General features: G+C 60.9%; 17 protein-coding genes and 1 pseudogene. 7 read left to right on the forward strand and 11 right to left on the reverse strand.

The window, feature by feature from the left end:
- Nucleotides 1–53 precede the first annotated feature (53 nt).
- The gene (locus HNE_RS07265; protein WP_049755055.1) at nucleotides 54–1,349 is read left to right on the forward strand and encodes a serine hydrolase domain-containing protein; all 1,296 of its coding nucleotides are present in this window, start codon (nucleotides 54–56) and stop codon (nucleotides 1,347–1,349) included.
- A 230-nt stretch (nucleotides 1,350–1,579) separates the two neighbouring features.
- Nucleotides 1,580–2,500: a LysR family transcriptional regulator gene (locus HNE_RS07270; RefSeq protein ID WP_011646482.1), complete on the forward strand. Its 921-nt coding sequence runs from the start codon at nucleotides 1,580–1,582 to the stop codon at nucleotides 2,498–2,500.
- Nucleotides 2,501–2,510: 10 nt separating this feature from the next.
- On the opposite strand, the gene HNE_RS18715 is transcribed toward HNE_RS07270, so the two are convergent.
- On the reverse strand, nucleotides 2,511–3,212 hold the full coding sequence (locus tag HNE_RS18715) for a Crp/Fnr family transcriptional regulator (RefSeq protein WP_011646483.1): 702 nt from the start codon (nucleotides 3,210–3,212) through the stop codon (nucleotides 2,511–2,513).
- 184 nt (nucleotides 3,213–3,396) lie between these two features.
- Here HNE_RS18715 and HNE_RS07280 point away from each other — a divergent pair, with 184 nt between their 5' ends.
- The 5 genes from HNE_RS07280 to HNE_RS07300 all read left to right on the forward strand — a co-directional run bounded on the left by HNE_RS07280 (nucleotide 3,397) and on the right by HNE_RS07300 (nucleotide 9,686).
- Nucleotides 3,397–5,619 (forward strand): TonB-dependent receptor, encoded by a 2,223-nt coding sequence (locus HNE_RS07280; protein WP_011646484.1) that lies wholly within the window; start codon nucleotides 3,397–3,399, stop codon nucleotides 5,617–5,619.
- Nucleotides 5,620–5,679: 60 nt separating this feature from the next.
- Nucleotides 5,680–7,059 carry an acyclic terpene utilization AtuA family protein gene (locus HNE_RS07285; RefSeq protein WP_011646485.1) on the forward strand — a complete coding sequence of 460 codons (1,380 nt, stop codon included), beginning with the start codon at nucleotides 5,680–5,682 and terminating at the stop codon, nucleotides 7,057–7,059.
- Between the two features lie 37 nt (nucleotides 7,060–7,096).
- Nucleotides 7,097–7,405: a DUF4387 domain-containing protein gene (locus HNE_RS07290; RefSeq protein ID WP_011646486.1), complete on the forward strand. Its 309-nt coding sequence runs from the start codon at nucleotides 7,097–7,099 to the stop codon at nucleotides 7,403–7,405.
- A 59-nt stretch (nucleotides 7,406–7,464) separates the two neighbouring features.
- Nucleotides 7,465–8,223 (forward strand): class II aldolase/adducin family protein, encoded by a 759-nt coding sequence (locus tag HNE_RS07295; protein WP_011646487.1) that lies wholly within the window; start codon nucleotides 7,465–7,467, stop codon nucleotides 8,221–8,223.
- Nucleotides 8,224–8,288: 65 nt separating this feature from the next.
- The gene (locus HNE_RS07300) at nucleotides 8,289–9,686 is read left to right on the forward strand and encodes an MFS transporter (protein ID WP_011646488.1); all 1,398 of its coding nucleotides are present in this window, start codon (nucleotides 8,289–8,291) and stop codon (nucleotides 9,684–9,686) included.
- 300 nt (nucleotides 9,687–9,986) lie between these two features.
- Here HNE_RS07300 and HNE_RS07305 read toward each other — a convergent pair whose 3' ends face one another.
- From HNE_RS07305 to HNE_RS07345, 10 genes and pseudogenes are all read right to left on the reverse strand, one after another.
- Complete coding sequence (locus HNE_RS07305) at nucleotides 9,987–11,000, reverse strand: phosphoglycerate dehydrogenase (RefSeq protein ID WP_011646489.1); 1,014 nt, start codon at nucleotides 10,998–11,000, stop codon at nucleotides 9,987–9,989.
- A 21-nt stretch (nucleotides 11,001–11,021) separates the two neighbouring features.
- Nucleotides 11,022–11,627, reverse strand: coding sequence for a 3-isopropylmalate dehydratase small subunit (gene leuD, locus HNE_RS07310; protein ID WP_011646490.1), 606 nt, complete (start codon nucleotides 11,625–11,627; stop codon nucleotides 11,022–11,024).
- A complete protein-coding gene (gene leuC / locus HNE_RS07315) occupies nucleotides 11,617–13,047 on the reverse strand; it encodes a 3-isopropylmalate dehydratase large subunit (protein ID WP_011646491.1) in 1,431 nt (476 codons plus the stop codon). The genes leuD and leuC overlap by 11 nt, the downstream gene beginning before the upstream one ends.
- A 325-nt stretch (nucleotides 13,048–13,372) precedes the next feature.
- On the reverse strand, nucleotides 13,373–15,343 hold the full coding sequence (locus tag HNE_RS07320) for a putative bifunctional diguanylate cyclase/phosphodiesterase (RefSeq protein ID WP_011646493.1): 1,971 nt from the start codon (nucleotides 15,341–15,343) through the stop codon (nucleotides 13,373–13,375).
- A gap of 214 nt (nucleotides 15,344–15,557) precedes the next feature.
- Nucleotides 15,558–15,812 (reverse strand): hypothetical protein, encoded by a 255-nt coding sequence (locus HNE_RS07325; RefSeq protein ID WP_035591624.1) that lies wholly within the window; start codon nucleotides 15,810–15,812, stop codon nucleotides 15,558–15,560.
- Complete coding sequence (locus tag HNE_RS17905; protein ID WP_011646494.1) at nucleotides 15,809–16,036, reverse strand: hypothetical protein; 228 nt, start codon at nucleotides 16,034–16,036, stop codon at nucleotides 15,809–15,811. The genes HNE_RS07325 and HNE_RS17905 overlap by 4 nt, the downstream gene beginning before the upstream one ends.
- A 12-nt stretch (nucleotides 16,037–16,048) precedes the next feature.
- A pseudogene (locus HNE_RS19095) lies at nucleotides 16,049–16,192 on the reverse strand (hypothetical protein); the annotation flags it as partial.
- Entirely contained in the window at nucleotides 16,144–16,722 is a 579-nt protein-coding gene (locus HNE_RS07335) for a DUF305 domain-containing protein (protein WP_011646495.1), read from the reverse strand. The pseudogene HNE_RS19095 and the gene HNE_RS07335, both read right to left, overlap by 49 nt.
- Nucleotides 16,723–16,940: 218 nt before the next feature.
- Nucleotides 16,941–18,275, reverse strand: coding sequence for a hypothetical protein (locus HNE_RS07340; RefSeq protein WP_011646496.1), 1,335 nt, complete (start codon nucleotides 18,273–18,275; stop codon nucleotides 16,941–16,943).
- Between the two features lie 257 nt (nucleotides 18,276–18,532).
- The gene (locus HNE_RS07345) at nucleotides 18,533–20,923 is read right to left on the reverse strand and encodes a heavy metal translocating P-type ATPase (protein WP_011646497.1); all 2,391 of its coding nucleotides are present in this window, start codon (nucleotides 20,921–20,923) and stop codon (nucleotides 18,533–18,535) included.
- Between the last annotated feature and the right edge of the window lie 225 nt (nucleotides 20,924–21,148).

Here is a 21,148-nt window from a genome sequence, read left to right on the forward strand (position 1 = left end):
CTGCGCCGGCGCCCCTTTTCCTGATGATGCGATCTAACGGAGACAAGCCGAAGATGACCCATTTCCTCAATCCTCTGCGCCGGGCAATGGCTGCAGGCGGGACAGCCCTCCTGGCGTCCTGCGCGTCTCTCGAAACCGCCGGTCTGGGGGGAGCGGAAACACGCCGCCTTACGCCGGCCCGTATCGAAGCGCTGGACGCGGCTGTCACGCAGCAGGTTGGCACAGGCGAGATCCCGGGCGCGCTGGTGGTCATCGCGGAAGGCGGAGAGGTGACCTATTCCCGCTCAATGGGGTTTGCCAGCCTGGAAGATCAGCGGCCCGTCACAGAAGACACGCTTTTCCGTTTTTATTCGATGACCAAGCCAATCACCTGCGCCACGGTCATGACCCTGTATGACGACGGCCTGATCGATCTCGATACGCCGATCAGCAAGTATCTTCCGGAATTTTCAGAAATGTCCGTGCGGACCGAGGCGGGCATTGTGCCGGCAACGCGCCCGATCACCATCCGTCATCTGATGACCCATACATCCGGCCTGACTTACGCCATACTGCCAGGGCCGGTTCAGGCCGATTATGCTGCCGCAGACGTTTTTGCCATTGAAAACCGGACTTCAGAAACGCTCGAAGCGCACGTCAGGCGCCTTGCCAGGCTGCCCCTTGTCGCAGAACCCGGAACCGTCTGGAACTATGGGGAATCCATGGGTGTCCTCGGCCGCCTGGTGGAAGTTGTGTCGGGAAAATCCTTCGGGGCGTATATGCGGGAGCGGATCCTCGCCCCGCTTTCCATGGATGATACGGGCTTCTATGTCCCGCCCGAGAAGCGCGAACGCCTCGCCGAGCTTTACCATCTGAGCCAGGATCGCACCCTCAGCAATGCGCAGGACCAGGCGGTGTATGGTGGCAGCTACCTGGAGAAACCCCTTCTCGAATATGGCGGCGCCGGGCTCGTCGGGACAGCTTCCGATTACATGAACTTTGCGCAGATGCTGCTCGCGGCAGGCCGCTTTGGGGATGCGCAGGTTCTCAGCAGCGAGGCTGTCACGATGATGACCTCCAACCAGCTGGATGCCTCATTCGGGGACGCGCCGCTCGCGGCTTCGGGCCGGGGAGAAGGTACGGGATTTGGCCTGTGCGGTTATGTTAATACGGCCCGGCCGCCGGGCGCGGCGCCGGGCGCGATCGGCGAGTATGGCTGGAGTGGGTGGGCCAGTACAGCGTTCTGGATTGATCCGCAGAATGATCTTGCCGGTCTCGTCTTTACCCAGGTGATCCCGGATGACATCGGATCGGTTGCCCTCAGCAGCAGTGTGCGAGAGGCGGTTTATAATCCTGTCAAAGGCGAATGACAGAGCCCGCCTCAGCTCATTTGCTGACACCCTGCAGCGCTTGCGAATGCTGACTGACAGGTCCGAAATACCGGGGCAATCGAGACGGACGGTGTTGCGCTGCCAGGGAATGTCGGCGTAACAGAAGGTTCGGCCCGGAACGGCGCCCAGCCGGGCCAGGCCCTCCGACGGGCTGTTCCGGCAAGGCGGTGTGCATCAGGGAACGGCGTGAAACGGCGGCCGGATTGTTCATGAATGTTGACTGGCTTGAAGATTATCTGGCGTTGATCGAAGCGGGCGGATTTGCGCGCGCAGCCGAGCGAAGGGCGATGACCCAGCCGACCTTCAGTCGGCGCATACGTGCGCTGGAGGATTGGGTCGGCGTTACCCTGATCGACCGGGGCACACATACGATGCGCCTGACTCCGGCAGGGGAGCGTTTCAAGACGGTTGCCGAGCTGGCGACGCGGCAGCTGCAGCTGGGCCGCGAAGAGGCGCGCGCGGTCGCAAAGGCGTCGTCGGAGACCCTGCGCTTTGCCGCAACGCATGCGCTTTCGCTTACTTTCTTTCCAAACTGGCTGCGCCAGCTGGAGAAAGACGAGCCGGCAACGGTGACCGTTGAGCTGACGGCCGATCATATGGTGGCGTGTGAGCGACTGATGATTGAGGGACGGGCCCAGTTTCTGCTCTGTCACCACCATGAGGCGGCGCCGACGCGTCTTGGCAGGGATTTCCGATCGGTACTTCTGGGCGGGGATGTCCTGTTGCCGGTGATATCTCCGCAGCTGGCGGCTGAAACCCCGCCGGAAAAGGCACCCCAGCTGGCATTGTCACCGGAGTCCGGCATGGGCCGAATTCTTGCCGCCGCCTGGGCGATGACCGGGCGCGAGCCTCCGTCCATGCCTGCGTTTACGTCCCATCTCGCGAGCGTCCTGACAGCGATGGCGCGGAACGGGCGCGGGGTCGCGTGGACGGCGCTGAGCCTGGTGAGCGAGGACATCTCGACCGGAAAGCTGATGCGGGCGGGCACCCCGGAGCAGGATGTGCCGATCGAGATCCGGTTATGGCGGCCCGCTACCCGTCAGTCTCCTGCCGCCGAGGCGCTCTGGTCGAAGATTCTGAAAAGCCAGAAGTCCGCATTGTCTGCCGGGCAGACAACAAATGATCCGTAGACGGTGATCCTTATGTTAGCAGGTCCGGAACGTCCTCTGCCGGAGCGAGCGTTCTGAGCAGGGCCATATCCAACACGGTCCAGGCGCCTTGCGATTTCGATATCAGGTTGCGGCGTTTGAGGAGGGATATTTCCTTCTGGACAGTCTGGCGAGTGAGGCCAAGGAAACTGGACAGTTCCCCAATCGTGATAGGGATATCAATGGCGCGGCGGCCGCCGATCTGGGGTGTTTCGCTCATCTCTGCCAGATTGCGCAGGACCAGGGCAACCCTTTGGGCGACCGTCGTTTCATTCTGCTTTTCCCGATAGGCAATCATGGAGCTGAGGGCGGTCGCGAATTTTCGGCAGAGCGCTTCGGGAATGGACGGGTAGGTACGGTAGAGCTCGTCAAAGTCGTTCTGTTTCAGGAAACCGATGCGCGCAGGGCTGGCGGCAATCGTTGTGTGATGGTGCGGGCGTCGGGCAATCAGGGTCGATTCCCCAAAGCTGTTGCCGCGAATGTAGATCAGCAGCAGGGATTGCTCCCCATCCGGGCGATCCGCCAGCAGTTTGATGTAGCCGGACTGGACCTGGTACATGCCCTCTGCGGGCTGACCGCTTTCCTTAATGGTCTCGCCGGGCTCAAGGTCACGGTAAACGAACCGATTGCGTATAGCGTCCCGCGCCGGGGCGGGGAGCTCATTTATCCAGTTAAGCTGACCTGCAATATGCATGGCGTCCTCCTGAACACGGTCTGCCCCGGGGGCGCTGTGAGGGCAAACCCCTTCGGCATATCCGGACAGAACGCCTTTTATCCGAAAATGTAAAATCCTTGCCACGTGAAAGACCGTTCCCTGGCCTATGCAAAGCGCGATGGCGGGCAACACGCCGTATGAAATGTACCGGGAGGAGTACCCTATGAAACCACTTTCGATCCGTCTTGCGGCGGGCGCTTGTTCACTTGGCGTGATGGCATTCTGCGTGGCCACAGCCCATGCGCAGGAGACGATGGGGCAGGCGAGCGGGGAGACCGCTGCGGCCGCGGAAGCATCCCAGGAGAGCGCGCGGACGCTCGGCACCGTGACAGTAACCGCGCAACGCCGCAGCGAGAGCCTGCAGGACGTCCCCGTCGTGGTAACCGTTTTTGGCGCTGATGAAATTGCGGCAGCGCGCATTCAGCAGATCGACGATATTGTGACGCGCACGCCGGGGCTCAGTTTTGACGCGTTTCCCGCCTCCCAGCCGCGCCTTTATATTCGTGGTATCGGCTCAGGCGACCGCGGCGCGTCGGGTGATCCGAGCTCGGCCGTATTTCTTGATGAAGTCTATCTGGGCCGGCCTTCGGCTGTGGCCTTTGATGCGTTCGATGTCGAGCGCATCGAAGTGCTCAAGGGGCCACAAGGCACCCTGTACGGACGAAATGTCGTCGGCGGCGCCATCAATGTGATCTCGAAACGGCCGGTGCTTGACAGTTTCGGGGCGGGCGCAAGTGCGACGGCCGGCAATTACGGTCGGCTGGACGGTGCAGCCTTCCTGAACGCACCGGTGGCTGGCAACACTGGTGCAGTGCGGGTCAGCGGCTCTTATCGCTCGAATGACGGCTATGTGGAAAACCCGTTCCTCGGCCGGGATGTCGACGACCAGGAAACGCTCAGCGGCCGCCTGCAATACTATGCCGAGCCGACCGACAGCCTGCGGATGCATATCACCCTCGACGGAACACGCGACCGTGCCCTGGGTACGGCCAACCATGTCCTCGAGCTTGACGAAACTGATCCGCTTTCAAACTTCTATGCCCAGAATTTCGATCCCGATGTGACCTATGGCTCCGATCCGGGCTTCATGGAGCGCGATACATGGGGCGCGCGCGGCGAAGTAGCTTATGACTTCAGTTTTGCAACGGTGACGGCGCTGCTTTCCTACCGCGATCTGGACTATGGCTTCGGCTATGATTTTGACGGCGGCAATCCGGACCCCACGTCGCCGGGCTTCAATGCCATCAATATCAGCGGAGGAAATGAAGAAACGGCAGAGCTTTCCAGCCAGGAACTGCGCTTTTCATCGCTTCCTGACAGTCCGGTCACCTGGGTTGTGGGGCTCTATCGCTACAATCAGGATGTGCTGCGCACGGACAGTCTGATCCTGAATGCTGACGTGATTGCTCCCATCGAGCTGTTCGATGCGTTTGTCGCTGATGCCGAACTCGACAGCCACGCCGTGTTCGGGGACGTGTCGTTGCCTGTGACGGATAAGCTGACGGTGTTCGGCGGCCTGCGCTATTCCAGGGACGAGAAGACGCAGCGGGTTTTCAACACCGACAGCAACGTGCCTTTGCGGGCGGACGACCTGTTTGATGCAACCGCTTCGGCCGATTTTGATGACCTGACCTATCGCGCGGGCCTGGAATATCAGCTGACACCCGACCACATGGCCTATGCCAGCGTGTCGCGCGGCTTCAAGAGCGGCGGGTTCAACGGTGAGCCTTCAGATGCTGCGGCAGCCGTCACCCCCTTCGACCCGGAAGTGGCTGTGCAGTATGAGGCCGGCCATAAGAGCCTGTTTCTCGATGGCACCCTCATCTGGAACAATTCGGTGTTCTATGTCGACTACACCGATCTGCAGACAACACAGACCAATAATGGCGTCCGCATCATCACCAATGCCGGCGAAGCGCATATCCAGGGCTACGAGACCCAGCTGCAGGTGAGCCCTGCGACGAACTTCAACCTGGCCGTGGCGTATGCGTATACCGACGCGGTGTTCGACGAGTTTGTCGAAGACGGCGTGGATTATTCGGGCAATCAGATTTCCAGGTCACCAAAACACAAGGTGACCGTGTCGCCTTCCTACACGCTGGCTCTGGCGAATGGTCCGGATCTGACTTTTGCAGTGGATTATCAGTACACAAGCAAGATTTTCGATGACAACAACAACCAGCCTCCTGAACTTCGGGACGCGACGAGCTTCGTGGATGCACGGGTCGTTCTGGATGGTCTCGGCAACGGGATGAGCGTGTCTCTCTGGGGCAAAAACCTTACCGACGAGCGGACACGCACGTTCCAGGGCGGCTTCCTGGGGGCTAACTTTGGTGCGTTCAATCCTCCCCGCACTTACGGCGTCACCCTGTCCTGGGACTACTGACATCCTGCGGGAGGCGCCTGACGCGCCTCCCGTTTTTTTTTGAGCTAATTCAGGTTTGATATGAGTGAACAGCTGACACTGCCCATTAAAGTGCTTGTGCCCTGCGGGTCATTGGGCGCAGGGGTGCGGGAAGAAGAAGTCGAGTACGGACTATCGCGGGGCGCGCACGCGATAGCCACGGATGCAGGGTCCACCGACAGCGGCGCGGCCTATCTGGCCACCGGGAAATCCAAGAACAGCCGCGGCGCCGTGAAGCGCGATCTGATGATCCTGATGAAAGCCCATGCGCGCACCGGCATCCCCGTTATCATCGGGACATCCGGCCAGGCCGGCGGGGACATGAACGTCGACTGGACACGGGACATCCTGCTTGAAATCGTCGCGGAGCTGGGCATCTCGCCCAGGATCGCGCTACTCTACAGCGAGCAGACCCGCGAGAGCATCAAGACGTTCAATACAGCTGGCCGCATCCGGCCACTTCCCCCTCTGGGACCGCTGGAGGACACGACGGTGGACGAATGCGACCATATCGTCGCGCTGATGGGCGTGGAGCCCTATATTGACGCGCTGGAGCAGGGCGCGGATGTTATCCTGGGGGGGCGCTCGACCGACCCGGCGGTGCTGGCGAGCTTCCCGATCTGGAAGGGGGCCGGGTGGGGTGCCTCCTGGCATGCGGGAAAAGTGGGTGAGTGCGGCGCGCAGTGTACGGAGAAGCGCGATTCTGCCGGTGTGCTGTTGAGCATCGGTAAGGACGGATTTGATGTCGAGCCGCTGGCGCGGGACAATTACTGTGCGCGCGAAGGGGTTTCGGCCCACATGCTGTATGAGAATACAGATCCTTATATCCTGACCGAGCCGGGCGGGCAGCTTGATGTGACTCAAGTGACGTATGAGGCGCTTGAGGACAATCGCAGCGTTCGCGTGACTGGCGCTGTCTGGAAGCCACGTCCCTATACGATGAAGCTGGAAGGCGCAGGCGGGGGCAGGTTCCAGACGATCATGCTGGTGGGTATTCAGGACCCGGATGTATTGCGGGATGTATCCGGATTTCATGACCGGTTTCTGGAAGCGCTGTATATGCGGGCCCGCCAGACGCTTCCGCCGGAGGAGCAGGACGATTTTCATATTTCCATCCGGATGTATGGCTGGAACGCTGTGGATGGCAGGCCGGTGGCGGAAGGCACGCCGCCGCCGCGGGAGATCGGCGTGGTGTTCATCGCCACGGCGCGCACGCAGGAACTGGCCAATGCCATCACCCATGCCTGCAACCCCTATTTCTTCCATTACCCGGCCGTGATGGACAAGGAGCTGCCCAGCTATGGCTTTGCCTTCTCGCCTGCGGATGTACCGCGCGGGCAGGTTTACGAGTTCAAGCTGAACCATGTGGTCGAGGTCGGCGATCCTCTCGAACTGGTGCGGACCAGATGGGTGGACCTGTGAGCGTGTACGGAAGAACGTCCTGGAAGGGAAAAGCATAATGGCAAGGCTCAGAGAAGTTTCCCGGCATGTTCGCTCGAAGCAGGCCGGCCCATTCTGGGTTACAATGGATATCTGGTTTGATGGTCCCGGCAGTTTTGAGCGTTACAAGGCGAGCCCGGCGCTCTCCCCGGACGTATTCGGCCAGCTTTTCGGCACGGATCCGGCGCTTGTGAAGCATATCCCGGTGCCCGAACTCAACCTCGTGAAGATATCCTATCCCCGTGCAACACCGCAGGGCGGAATATTGGAGCGGGATATGCATTCTGGGCAACAATATGTGCGTCTTCTGGATATTGAGCTCGACTAGATCTGTCTGCATACCTGCCCAGTCTCAACCGTCAGATGTCAGACAGAAGGTTTTCTCAAATGAACGCGACCGCCCGATCCGCTGAAATGTCCTGTTCGGATGCTGAGTGGAAAGTACGCTGTGATCTGGCTGCCGCCTACCGGCTGATCGCCCTGTTCGGATGGGATGACCTGGTCTTCACACACATTTCTGCGCGTGTTCCGGGGCCGGATCACCATTTCCTGATCAATCCCTACGGCTGGTTGTTCGAGGAGATCACGGCCTCCTCTCTCGTCAAGGTAGATCTGGATGGCCAGAAGGTCGGGCCGTCTGACGCGATGGTGAATCCGGCCGGGTTCACCATCCACTCTGCGGTGCATGAGGCGCGCGAGGATGCCCACTGCGTGCTGCATTTGCATACTGTCGACGGTGTAGCGGTGTCCTGCCTGGAAGAGGGGCTGCTGCCGCTCAACCAGACGGCCATGCTGCTGAATGGCCAGCTTGCCTACCATGACTATGAAGGCGTCGCGCTCAATCACGATGAGCGCCCGCGCCTTGTTGCGGATCTGGGCAGCAGCAATGTCATGATCCTTCGGAACCATGGCACAATGTCTGTTGGTCATTCCGTCGCGGCGGCTTTCTCCTTCATGTATTTTCTGGAGCGGGCCTGCTCGATCCAGATCGCAGCGCAGGGTGGCGGGAAGCTCCGTATGCCGCAGGACGACGTGCAGGCCGTTGTCGAGGCGCAATCCAAAAGCATGTCGCAGGCTGCTGACATGCTCGTCTGGCCGGCCCTGTTGCGCCGGCTCAACCGGGTCAGTCCTGGCTTTGATTCCTGAGCCACTCCTTCCGCTCGGCTGGATAACGATATCCTCAGAATACACATTTTAGGATCGGAAGAAAAATGTCTGCCCCTGCAAAGAAAAGGTTCCGGCTACCGCTGCACCAGTTGCTGGCCTATTGCAGCCTGACGATCCCGATCACGGCCGTCGGCATGCCGGTGACGACCTATCTGCCGCCGCTCTATGCGGGGCAGGGCGGGCTGGGGCTGGCCACGATCGGCTTCATCTTCATGATCGCCCGGATCTGGGATGTGATCACCGATCCGATCGTGGGCGTTCTGGTCGACAGGTTTCAGTGGCGCCATGGCCGCAGAAAGTTCTGGATTGCGCTGAGCGTGCCGCTGCTGTGCGTCACGGCGTTCTTCCTGTTCATGCCGGCGAGGGGAGAGCCCGCGAGCGCCGGGGCGCTGCTGTTCCAGCTCCTGGTGCTCTATACGGGCTGGACATTCCTGCAGACCACCCACCAGGCCTGGGGCGCTGATCTGACGCCGGATTATGACGAGCGCTCTAAACTTTTCGGCTATCGCGAAATGATGAGTGCCGGTGGTACCCTGCTGATCCTTTCCCTGCCGGCGCTGCTGGGTGCATGGTTCTCGTTTGATGCGTATGGCGAAGTGGCCTCCATGGGCTGGTTCCTTGCACTGGTCCTTCCACTGACAATCCTGATTGCTTTCTCGCTCGTCCCGGACAAGTCAATCACGCCGGTCATCGCAGACCGCCCGAAGATGACGCTTTCGCAGATCCTGTCGGGCATGAAAGAGCGGGCAATCTGGCGGATACTCGCCGTGGAAATCTGCGTGGGCATCGGCGTGGGCATCACGGCATCCACCTTCCTGTTCATTGCCCGCGGCGTGATGGGCATGGAACGCGGCGCGAGCAGCATACTGCTGATCTTCTTTATATTCTCCATTGTCGGCATTCCGCTCTGGCTGTGGGTCAGCAGGCGGCTGGAAAAGCACATCGCCCTGCAGATCGTCTGCCTCTATTCGCTGGTATGCAATCTTGCGCTTATTCCGGTGCTCATCTGGGGCAGCCTCTGGCAGTTCATTGCGCTTGTTGCACTGCTTGGCCTGAGTTTCGGCGCGCCGCAGGCCCTGCTACGCGCAATGATTGCTGACCAGGTGGACCGCGAGGAAGTGCGCACGAACATCAACAAGGCAGGCTTCTATTTTGCCTTCATGGGCACGTCCTACAAGATCGGCCAGGCAGCCGCGATCGGGGTCAGCTTCCTGTTGCTGGCGCTGATCGGGTTCAATCCCGAAGTGCCGGAAAACCCTGATCACCGGATGGGCCTGATCATGGTGTTCACGCTGGTGCCGGTGGTGATCTTTGGGCTGTGCATTCTCATCTGCCGCAACTATCCGTTGACACGGGACGTGCAGGCCAAAGACCGGGAAACATTGCGGGCGCGCGCTGCGCTCAAGGACGGTGAAGCAGAGGCGCCCGTCACCGCTGGTTGATCCGGGCCCTTCGACCGCTTCAGGAAGCGCAGAGGTGCGCCGCAGCCCTGCCTGCCTGTTCGGGCGCCGCTATTCCCGAAGCGGATGCAGCAGGGCGGTTGTACGCGGATAGGGTTCTCGCTCAGATGCCGCCGCGTATATCCGCCTTGCGGGTCGACTGCCGAGGGACGGGTGGTCCGCAAGCTGATAGAGGCGTGTGCGCAGGCCGGGCCGTCTGTCTCGGCATGTGTAGCGAGGGGCCAGATAAGGGCCTTAAGCCCTCCTGGCGGAGCCTAAGGCAGCTGTCTGGGGTTTCCCTGATCAGCTTCCAGGCGCTGAGCGTCCATCGGCGACTATGCAGGCAGCGGGCGGATTTCCGCCATCAATGACTTCTGCCGCACACAGAGCAGCGATCCTGTTCGTACGGGCGAGGGCTTCATGCGTGGAGGCGCCGGCATGAGGGGCGGCGATGACATCATGCCGTGCGATCAGCGCGTCGGTGACAGGCTGTTTTGACGGATCGCTTTCGCTTTCATAGACGTCGAGTCCGGCGCCGAGGATCTGCCCGCTTTCCAGCGCGGCCAGCAGCGCGGTATCATCCACAAGGCCACCGCGGGCGGAATTAATGAGTACGGCAGAGGGTTTCATTCTGCCGAAGGCAGCCGCGTTGAACATATGGCGTGTTTCCGGCGTCAGAGGGGCGTGGACCGAGATATAGTCCGCCTCTTTCAGCAGCGTTTCAAAAGCCACATGGCGCAGGCCGAATGTTTCGATGTCTTCGCTGGCGAGGCGTGGGGCGCACACCAGGATTTCAGCCTCAAACCCGCTGAGGCGTCTGGCGAGGCTGCGCCCGATACGGCCGAAGCCGACGATGCCGACCTTGCGGCGGTAGAGTTCTGTCCCGACAAGGATGTTCCATTTGCCGGCCTTCATCGCGCTCTGGGCTTCCTGGAAGCGGCGGCCGATGGAGATCATCATGCCGATTACCTGATCGGCCACCGAGGCATCATTCCCGCCCGCGGCAATCGCCACAACCCGGCCAAGGTCTCTGGCCGCCTCGACGTCTACCTTTTCATAACCCACTCCCCGCCGGGAGATGACAGCCAGATCGGGAAGGGCCTCAAATACTGCGCGGGTAATGCGCGCATGCCCGACAACCCAGCCGCCTGCGCCCTCCAGAAGCAGGCGGATGTCCTCCACATTCAGATCGCCCTCGCCTTTGCCTTCAGGCAGGTTCGGGAGGATGACCTCAATATTCCTGTCCTGCAGAAAGGCGATGGCCGCATCATCGAAGAATTTCTGAGTGACGACCACCCTCCGGGGAGGCTTTTTCATCGGGAGTGTCCTTGCGTGTTGTCAGGCCAGCCAGGCGCGCGCGCCCAGATAGCGGGATTGGAAGGTTTCGATCTCAGTGCGCCACTGTAGCGTCATCCCGACCGCGTCGAGCCCCTTCAGAAGCATGTATTTACGCCGCTCGCCGATCCCGAACCCCGCCACGCCCCGCACCGTCTCGAGGGTCTGCGCGGCAAGGTCAATCGTGATTTTATCGCCGCGTTCGCCACATTCGGTCAGCTGGCGAACGGTCTCTTCCTCCGCCTCGATGGCAAGCAGGCCGTTGCGAGCGCAATTGTCGAAGAATATCCCGGCAAAGGACCGCGCGATAATCGCCCGGATGCCAAACTGGCGCAGGCCCCAGACCGCATGCTCGCGCGAGGAGCCACAGCCGAAATTCGCGCCGGTGACAAGAAATGCCGACGTGTTCCAGGGCGCCTGGTTCAGCACGAAATCCTGCCGGAGGGCGCCTTGCTCATCAAACCGCAGATCATGGAACAGGCCCTTCTCCAGGCCGCTCCGGTCAATGCCCTTCAGAAACGTCTTGGGCATGATCACATCGGTGTCGATATTGGCTGACGGAAGCGCCGCGATCACCCCGGATACGCGCTCGAAAGGTTCAGACGGCATCAGACACCTCCAGGGTGCGCACATCACACAGATGCCCGGAAACCGCCGCCGCCGCCACCATCGCCGGGCTCATCAGATGCGTACGGCTGCCCGCGCCCTGGCGGCCTTCAAAGTTCCGGTTGGTGCTGGAGGCACAGCGTTCGCCCGGCGGAATGATATCGTCATTCATGGCAAGGCACATCGAGCATCCCGGCTCGCGCCATTCAAAGCCGGCCTCGCGGAAAATCCGGTCGAGCCCTTCGGCCTCAGCCAGGCGCCGGACCTCGCGGGATCCGGGCACGACAATGGCGCTCACCCCTGCAGCGGCCCTGCGCCCTTTCACGATGCGGGCGGCGCCGCGCAGATCTTCCAGCCGGGCATTGGTACAGGAGCCGATGAAGGCATGATCAATCCGGATGTCCGTCAGGCGCGTTCCGGGCGACAATCCCATATAGCCCAGCGCGCGCTCAGCATCCCGGCGCCGGGCAGGGCTGGTTTCAAGGGCGGGGTCAGGAACGGCCTCTGAAATCGGCGCGGCCTGATCCGGGCTCGTGCCCCAGGTCACCATCGGTTCAATGTCACCGGCAGAGATTTCAATGCGGGCGTCAAACACAGCGCCGTCATCGGTGCGCAGCATCCGCCAGGCTTCCAGGGCCGCTATCAGCGCATGTCCCTTGGGGGCGCGCGGTTTGCCTTCCAGATAGGCAAAGGTCTTGTCGTCCGGGGCAATCAGCGCGCCGCGCGCGCCACATTCAACTGCCATATTGCAGATCGTCATTCGCCCTTCGATCGACAGGGTGCGGATCGCCGGGCCCGTAAACTCCACCGCATGACCCTGCGCGCCATCTGCGCCGATCCTGCGGATAACCGCCATGATGAGATCCTTCGCCGTCACGCCCGGAGGCAGGTGACCGGCCACCGCAATCTCCATATTGCGCAGCCGCCGGTAAACCAGCGTCTGCGTCGCCAGGAAGTGTTCGATGTCGGATGTGCCAATGCCAAATCCGAGCGCTCCGAAAGCGCCATAGGTGGTCGTATGGCTGTCGCCCGCTGCGATCACGAGACCGGGCAGAGCCAGGCCCAGCTCGGGCATCACCACATGTTCAATGCCCTGCTGGCGATGATAGAGATCGAACAGTTCGATGCCGAATTCTTTGCAGTTGCTGACGAAATAAGACATCTGCAGATCATCGGCCTGCACGCGCGGTAAGGCGATCCGTTCGGGCCGCGTGGAGTTCACATGGTCGATGACGCCCAGCGCAGATTGCGGCCGGAACACGGCGCGCCCGGCGTCCCGCAGTCCGGTAAATGCCTGCGGGCTGGTATATTCGTTGAGCACGGTGCGATCGACATAAAGCAGCACTTCGCCGCCACCTGCATCGAGCGCCCGCACCGTGTGGCTGTCGACCAGTTTGTCGTACAATGTCCTGTATGCTGCCATGACGCCCCGAATAATCCGTGTGGTCTTCCGGAGGGTTTAGCAGGGGGCCATCGCCCGGTGTTGTGCAAATATTGTATCAATCCATTCGAGAATGAAAGGCGTAGGCTTCAGGGCGCTTTTGTTTAACGCGCCGCCGCAGATGCAGCCGCCCGAGGCGGCGCAGATCCTTCTTTCCTCTGAGTTTTCCAGCGATGAGAATGAGTAGCGATGGTGCAGTCGCTCCGGCGGCGACTGTGTGCGCATTCTGGGATGGTCCGAAGCGGGGAAGCTTTCCGGCCTGCTGCATTGGGGGCGCCCGTTTGGGTGAAAGCGCGCGGCCCGCCGGTCAGGCCGCTTCTGTGGACCGGCCGGCGAGGCTGACATCGGCTTTGAGTCGGTCGATCGCAGCGGGACGGCCGAAGTAATAGCCCTGAAGGAGATCGCATCTGGCGATCTGAAGCTTCCGGGCAAGGCGTTCGGTTTCCACGCCTTCGGCGACAACCTTTATGTCGAGCCCTCTGGCCATCATCACGATCCCGGAGATCAGATACCCGGCCTTGGGATCCGTTTCGAGCCTCCCGATGAGGGAGCGGTTAATCTTCACACAGCCAAATCCGTAGGACTGGAGATAGGCGAGGCTGGTGAACCCCGTCCCGAAATCATCGAGCGCGAACGTTACCCCCCGCCGCTTGAGCATGGCGATGGCTGCATGGGCCCGTTCGGGATGATCGATGAGATGACGCTCGGTGATCTCAAGCTGCAGGCGGCGGGCAGAAAACCGCGTCTGCCGGAGGATCGCCACAACCTGTTTTGCAAAGTCGGGATGACTGAACTGGGTGGGAGAGACATTGACGCTCAGTTTCAGGTCCGGCAGCGCGTGCAGGTCCCGGCAGGCTTTCTCCAGAACATACATCCCAAGGGCCTGAATGAGCCCGCTGCCTTCGGCCACTTCGATGAAGGCGTCAGGCGCCAGCGGTCCGGCGGCCCGGCCCGGCCATCTAAGCAGGGCTTCTACCCCTGAGATGCGGAAGTCAGCCGCATCGACGAGGGGCTGGTAGACGACATCGAACTCTTCCTGCTCAAGGCCGTGCGCCAGCTCTTTTTCGATCTGCAGGCGCCAGTCCCGGCCGGCGTCCAGGCCAGGGTCGAACACCCGGATACCGCCCTTGCCGTGAGACTTGACATCGTACATGGCCGCGTCGGCCTGCCGGAGCAGTTCAAGCGGCGTTGCGTTCCCGGCTGCATCGACCGCAATACCTATGCTCGCGCCAATACGTACCTGCCGTCCATCGACCGTAAGGGGCAGGGTCAGGCAGTTGAGAGCCTGGACACCGAGCCGTTCGGCTCTGGCGGCGGCGTCCGGGCCGGCCAGCAGCGCGGCGAATTCATCCCCGCCCATCCGCACCAGCAGGGTCTCGTCAGATATCAGGGATTTGAGAGCCGCGCCCACCTGGGTGACCAGCTTGTCACCGAATGCATGCCCGTGCAGGTCATTGACGACCTTGAACCCGTCAAGATCAATGAAGACCACGGCGAGCCTGTCGGGTCCGCAAGGGCCGCTGGCGCTCAGCGCTTCCAGGCGCGCAAGCATGGCGCGCCGGTTGGGCAGGCCGCTCAGGGGATCGGTAAACGCAATCCGGCGGTTCTCGTCGCTGAGCTGCTGGGTATCCAGCTGGCGCTGGCGCAGAATGCGCCTGGAGCTGATCAGTTTCGAAAACGTCCCGTTATGCCGGTAGAGGATATTGATCATGCCTGCGGCCACGACGGCCATCATGATCGCCTCCGGCATCATCCGGCCCTGATCGGCGAACAGGAAAAAAACAAAGAAAGGCGGCGTGGCAACAGTCGCGACCGAGAGGGCGGCCGAACGCAGCGGCATCAGGCAGAACACGGTACTGACCTGGGTCAGGGCGAGAAAAAAAGTCAGATGCGCGCGGGCTTCAAGGTCGCCATACGGATAAAGCAGGAGACCCCAGATCATGAAGCCGGCGGTCATGAGGACGGCCAGCCGGCCGGTCGTGCGGATGTGCCGGGTTATCTCCGTATCGGAAAAGTTCGATTGCTGGCGGCGACTCCACCACAGTCCCCTGACAGCGGCCACGGTACAGAGAACAAACGGGAAGACGCAGCTGAGAAGGACAGGCGCCAGCGGGCCGTAGACGGCAGCAACGGCGACGGCATTGCAGGAGAGAATAAAGTAGAGAAGAGGAACCTGATGAACGAATTCGCGGAACTGCGCGCGCGCAAGATCCATATCCAGTTGGCCGAGCCTGTATTGCGCCAGGAAGAGAATGAGCAGTTTACGGACATATGGCATAGGGTGCCAGTCGGGTTGAGAAAGCGATTCATACTCCTGCATGGGAATGACCAAGATCCCCTCAAGAACATCTGTGAAATTTCACGGATCGGTCAGATGCACTGCCACGTTCCAGGCCTGTCCCTGAGGTGACCCCGCAGAAGATTTGCTGAGATACGGACTGGATTGAAGGGCTGTTCCATTTCCTCCAGCCTGCGACCGGAACAGTCCGGGCTCAGGGCATGCCGCCGACAAATCCACTCGTGTCATCGGTGCGGACCAGGGAGAGGCGCACGCCGGTATGGCGGCAGCCCGGCCGGGGGCAGGTGAGATTGCGCGCGACCTCATCGAGATAGACGTCCCGGTGGCAGACCTTCAGCAGGAGCTGCGTCGTGCTCTGCAGCCAGGTGTGGGTACAGCGCAGCCAGCGGCATTCCAGCCGCTGGCTTTCATCCAGGTCCCGGAGGCTTGTTTCAGTCAGCCAGCTCACCAGAAATCCTCCGCTGTCGGAATACGGGTGAAGGCGATCTTGCCCCCGGCAAACCCGCCGGGGGGCGGGCGCCAGTCGCCGAGGGTCACCACGCGCTTGCCAAACTTTGCGTTGAGCCCGTCCATCGTGCCTGTCAGGGTCTCCCAGCGCTGGCGGTCGTCCTTGTCGTCGAGCAGCAGGTCGAGCTGGCGCTCGGCCGCGGGGGTAAGATCTCCCAGGGTCACGCCGACCCGCTGGACGCGGGTCTTTGGGGGAAGGGTATTGTGCGCGCCTTGCCATAGACGGGAGAGGGCGTTGCGGCAGGCATGGTCATCCTGAACGCTCGGCAGGGTCAGCTCTGCGCTCCAGCCGCGGCCATAGAGGCCGAGCGAGAGGTGCAGGGATCTTGTGGGGAACTCGCGTCGAACTCAGGAACTTGCCGCTCTCTGGCCTGCGCTTGTGTCTTTACGACACCGTTCTCGGAAATGTCTCTGATCAGCCAGTCCATTTCTTTTATCTCGCGTCGCTGCGCAGCGATAATCCTGTCGGCGAGTTCGCGCACGCGCACATCTTCAATTCCGGCGCGCTCACTTGTGAGGATGGCAATTGAGTGATGCGGAATCATCGCTCTCATATAAGAGCGGTCCTGGACAGTGGTCTGGCTACGTACGAGCCAGAGCGCGAGCAGGAGAATGATCGCGGCACCGGCGAAGACTGCGAAATTGATCTTTTTGTCCGTGTACATTTTCAGCATGAAAGCCAGCATGACAACCGCCATGGCAGCACCCATGATAACGGTCATGTAAAACCGTGTTTCGCTCCAGCGTACATGCTGCCACGCATAAGTGTTGAGATACATCAGTCCGAACATCACAACCATCGAAGTGGCAATCATGGCGGCAAATCGCCAGTAGTTGCTTTTCATGTCCATGAGTGTCTCCCTGGCTGGCGTCTGCGGGCTAACAGTCTCAACGTGGAACAAGGCCGCAAGTTCCGGAAGCCGTGGCTTCAGTATGATTTGAGCCCATCTGCGCCTGAACGAGAACGAAGATGAAAGAAGCAGAAGACAGGGTCTGCAGAATTTAAGACGAGGCGCGCTGCCGGCGGCGATCGGATTATTGCGATGTCCAAATCCGAAGAAGGCGCAGTTCATATGAAAAACACTGGTGCAAAGCCGCCTCCCGGTGTCCTGAAGTTGGTTGTCTGTCCTCGGTAAAGGCGCGCAGCCGCGAGCAGGAGGACCCCGTCATAGGTATAGAGCCGCACATCGGTCTTGAGTGTGTGTGCCGCGCCGTCGAGCATGATCTCCCGTTCGCCGGGCGCAACAAGGTCCTGTGCAATATAATCTGCCTTCAGAATCGCCTCCCACACTGACCGTGTGAGCTTATCACCCCGGTAGACGGCCTTCCCGCCATGTCCCGATACGGGCTTGAAGAACAGGCGCTTGCGTCTCGCCCAGAGATCGTCGGCGTTCTCTGGCGTGACAGAGACTGAACGTGGAATTGCAGACAATGCGCTCAAATTGGCCGGCGAAATCTCCCAGCTCCGGAGCAATTCCGGATCGGAGAGCACAGCAAGATTTCGTTTGTCCGCAAACAGGGCGTGATTGTGAGGGTTAGGCGTGACGACTACGGCGCCTGTCAGGTAGGCTTCACGCAAAGCCGCGTGCCGCGGTTCCGACAGGCTGAAATCCACAAGCCTGTTGTAGACGAGGTCAATTTCCCGTTCGCGTGCGATGAGTTTTCCCCCGACATGAGTCAATTCGGATGGGTCCGCGACCATTGCATCAATACTGGACGCCTCCAGCAGCTGCTCGGCCAGCAGGAACTCGGGATAAAGATACTGCGTCTCAGGGGCGTCATCCAGAATAGCAACCATCCTGGGACGGATAGAAGTACGCTGGCTTTGCCATTCGGCTTCGAACATCCCGATGACCGACGGATCAAATGTGCCAGTATTCAAGCTGCGGATGACTGGCTCGACCGCGTCACAACAGGCAAGCTGCGCGCGTGCGCCAAAAGCGTTCAGAAAAGCGCCGCCGGCATTGGTGTTGATCTCGATGAGGCGAGGCGGACCGCTGCCAAGGTGAAAGTCATAGCCCATCAGGACTCCGCGCGGACCAAAATCGTGCCGCGATATCTCGGGCGCCCAATCCATAACCGTTTTGATATAGGCGCTGGTGCGGGCGGTCGCCTCAATGGCTCCCACGATTCCCATCATTGCCGCGCGATCTGCTTCTGGCAGGAACACCGGAACGCCCGAAAAGAGATGCGGGCGGCTGGCAATGTGGACATCGTAGAACGCGCTGTCGCCGGCTGCTGAGCGCATGGCTAACGCAAGCGCTTCGCGGTCCAGTGTGATGCAGAAGCAGCTTTGATTGAATTTGCCTGCGCGTTCGGCTGTCGGGAATAAAGCGCCTTCGTCCGTACTCGCAGCGGCGCGCAAGCCCGCAGCCGATTTAGAGCCAGATGTGTTGTCACTCATATTCCACTCAATTTAGGCACGCTGAGATTTCAGTAACGTTCAAGGTCGCCGGCTCTTACCCGCGAGCCCAGGTCCTCATGGCTCCACGCTATCACGACAGCCGTAACGAACATAACCGTGAAATCTCTCGGTCCTCCTGTTTCCAACCAGCCTGAATAATTCCCCTTCTAAAAGAGGCGCTCAATCCCAATCCAAGTGATGAGGACCAGGCGCAATCAGACCCTGATATTCCGCCCAACCCGGCATTGCTGTCTCGTTCATTCCCGCTCCAGCGCGCTTAGCCGCAGGGAGTTGGCGATCACGGAGACAGAAGACAGGGCCATAGCGGCAGCCGCAAGCATCGGAGAGAGCAGGGCGCCTGTCAGCGGGTAAAGCACGCCAGCAGCTATTGGAATGCCCGCAGCATTATAGGCAAATGCAAAGAAGAGATTCTGGCGGATGTTCCGCATGGTCGCGTGCGAAATTTTCCGGGCACGAACAATACCGACCAGATCCCCCTTGATAAGGGTGACGCCCGAGCTTTCAATGGCGACATCCGTTCCGGTGCCCATCGCAATACCCACATCGGCTGCTGCCAGAGCGGGGGCGTCATTGACGCCGTCCCCCGCCATGGCAACAACCCGGCCTTCGGCGATCAGGCGTTTCACGATCTCGGCCTTCCGGGCGGGTAAAACTTCCGCTTCGACGGCATCGATGCCGAGCGCGCGCGCGATCGCCTCAGCGGTTGTGCGGTTGTCGCCAGTCGCCATGACGATATGGAGGCCGGCATCCCGAAGGGCTTTCAGCGCGTCTGGCGTCGATGCCTTCACCGGGTCGGCAATCGCCAGCACCGCCTGTGCGGCGCCATTGACGGCCAGATAGATAGCGGTTGCGCCGTCCGCGCGGCGACGTTCTGCGAGGGCGTGCAGCGCGGTTGTGTCGATAGAGAGTTCGTCCATGAACCGCTCGGCGCCGAGCGCCACCTTTTGTCCCTCAACGATACCCACGACGCCTTTTCCGGTTGGCGAGTCGAAGTTTGAGGGTTCGACAAGAGCAAGACCTTTTGCGCGGGCTGCAGCGACGATCGCAGCGGCCAGAGGATGCTCACTGACGCTCTCGAGACTCGCGGCAAGGCGCAGGGCGGCGGTTTCGTCTGCGCCCGGCGCCATATCGATGCCAACAAGGGCGGGTCTGCCTTCGGTCAGGGTTCCGGTCTTGTCGATGAGCAGTGTATCTACTTTTTCCATGCGTTCGAGCGCCTCGGCATTCCGGATAAGCACGCCGGCGCGTGCGCCCGCACCGACGCCGGTCATGATCGACATCGGCGTGGCCAAGCCGAGCGCGCAGGGGCAGGCAATAATCAACACCGAGACGGCCGCTATGAGGCCGAATGAAAAGGCAGGTTCTGGCCCGAACATGAGCCAGCCAAAGAAGGCGGCGACAGCGGTGACGATGACGGCGGGCACAAACAAGCCTGACACCTGGTCTGCGAGGCGCTGGATGGGCGCGCGGCTTCGTTGCGCGTCGGCCACGAGATGGACGATCTGGGAGAGCATGGTCTCGCTGCCGACACGCTTCGCTTCGACAATCAGTCTGCCGGTCTGATTGACCGTTGCGCCGATCACCCTGTCATCGACCGATTTGGTAACCGGCATCGATTCACCCGTAACCATCGACTCGTCGATGGAAGAGCGCCCCTCGGTGACGACCCCGTCTACCGGAATTTTTTCTCCCGGCCGCACCCGCAGACGATCTCCGGCGACGACCGACTCGAGCGGCACGTCCTCTTCGCTTCCGTCTGCATTGATGCGACGAGCGGTTTTCGGGGCAAGGTCAAGCAGTGCCCGGATGGCACCTCCGGTTGCTTCGCGCGCCTGGAGCTCGAGAACCTGGCCAAGCAGTACCAGCGTGATGATGACAGCAGAGGCTTCAAAATACACCGGCACGGTGCCATGGGCCGAGCGCAGTTCGGCGGGGAACGGGCCAGGCGCGATGGTTGCCACCATACTGTAGATCCATGCCGCGCCCGTGCCGAGCGCAATCAGCGAAAACATGTTGAGGCTGCGATTTCTGACGGATGCGGCTCCCCTCGCAAAGAATGGCCAGCCCGCCCAAAGCACGACGGGCGTTGCCAGTGCCATCTGGACCCAGGGATTGATCATGGGCGGAATAAACCGGTCCATTCCGAATAAGTGACCGCCCATTTCCATGACGAGCAAAGGCAATGACAGCAACAGGGCGAACACAAAGCGTCGCTTCATGTCGCGCAGCTCGGGATTGGGACCATCACCTGCGCCCGGCGTCATCGGCTCCAGGGCCATGCCGCAGATCGGGCAGGCCCCGGGGCCGTCCCGCACGATCTCCAGGTGCATGGGGCAGGTCCACTGACTTCCAGGTGCCGCTGTCCTGGGAGGTGTCACGCTGGTGTGACCAGGGCAGGCAGCTCCCTGACCTGAGTGGTCATGCATACCCGCTTTCGGGGCAGCGCCAGACGTGGTGTACGCAGAAGGGTTTGCCTCAAACTTTGACTTGCAACCCACACTGCAGAACAGAACTTCGGTGCCCAGATGCATCAGGCGGTGCGGGGTGTCTGCCTTCGGCGTCATGCCGCAGACCGGATCACGTTTCGCTGACTGATCTGCTGTTGTCCTGGTTTCGGTAGAAGACATGCCGGGCTCCTGCGTGCACTGACTCAGCCAATTAGGTATACCCCTATACCGTATATGTTAATTACGCTGTGGGGTTATGTTGTATCTTGAGCGTATCGGCAGCGCCCGATTGTCTGAACACTTGATGATAAGGCGCCGCCCGCACTTTAGTTTCATGCGCAATAATCATCTGTCGCATCTCGCCTGCGACCCGTGGGTGTGGATGATTTCATAGTGGCCGCCGGC

The sequence above is a fragment of the Hyphomonas neptunium ATCC 15444 genome (assembly GCF_000013025.1).
GTDB lineage: Bacteria > Pseudomonadota > Alphaproteobacteria > Caulobacterales > Hyphomonadaceae > Hyphomonas > Hyphomonas neptunia.

Bases quoted from the DNA above. Each gene is read 5' to 3' on its own strand.
- HNE_RS07300 (WP_011646488.1), top strand. From the start codon at position 8,289: ATGTCTGCCCCTGCAAAGAAAAGGTTCCGGCTACCGCTGCACCAGTTG.
- HNE_RS07290 (WP_011646486.1), top strand. From the start codon at position 7,097: ATGGCAAGGCTCAGAGAAGTTTCCCGGCATGTTCGCTCGAAGCAGGCC.
- leuD (WP_011646490.1), bottom strand. From the start codon at position 11,627: ATGCCGTCTGAACCTTTCGAGCGCGTATCCGGGGTGATCGCGGCGCTT.
- HNE_RS07335 (WP_011646495.1), bottom strand. From the start codon at position 16,722: ATGGACATGAAAAGCAACTACTGGCGATTTGCCGCCATGATTGCCACT.
- HNE_RS18715 (WP_011646483.1), bottom strand. From the start codon at position 3,212: ATGCATATTGCAGGTCAGCTTAACTGGATAAATGAGCTCCCCGCCCCG.
- HNE_RS07270 (WP_011646482.1), top strand. From the start codon at position 1,580: ATGAATGTTGACTGGCTTGAAGATTATCTGGCGTTGATCGAAGCGGGC.
- HNE_RS07280 (WP_011646484.1), top strand. From the start codon at position 3,397: ATGAAACCACTTTCGATCCGTCTTGCGGCGGGCGCTTGTTCACTTGGC.
- HNE_RS07285 (WP_011646485.1), top strand. From the start codon at position 5,680: ATGAGTGAACAGCTGACACTGCCCATTAAAGTGCTTGTGCCCTGCGGG.
- HNE_RS07265 (WP_049755055.1), top strand. From the start codon at position 54: ATGACCCATTTCCTCAATCCTCTGCGCCGGGCAATGGCTGCAGGCGGG.
- HNE_RS07320 (WP_011646493.1), bottom strand. From the start codon at position 15,343: ATGCCATATGTCCGTAAACTGCTCATTCTCTTCCTGGCGCAATACAGG.
- HNE_RS07305 (WP_011646489.1), bottom strand. From the start codon at position 11,000: ATGAAAAAGCCTCCCCGGAGGGTGGTCGTCACTCAGAAATTCTTCGAT.
- HNE_RS07345 (WP_011646497.1), bottom strand. From the start codon at position 20,923: ATGTCTTCTACCGAAACCAGGACAACAGCAGATCAGTCAGCGAAACGT.
- HNE_RS07295 (WP_011646487.1), top strand. From the start codon at position 7,465: ATGAACGCGACCGCCCGATCCGCTGAAATGTCCTGTTCGGATGCTGAG.
- leuC (WP_011646491.1), bottom strand. From the start codon at position 13,047: ATGGCAGCATACAGGACATTGTACGACAAACTGGTCGACAGCCACACG.
- HNE_RS07340 (WP_011646496.1), bottom strand. From the start codon at position 18,275: ATGAGTGACAACACATCTGGCTCTAAATCGGCTGCGGGCTTGCGCGCC.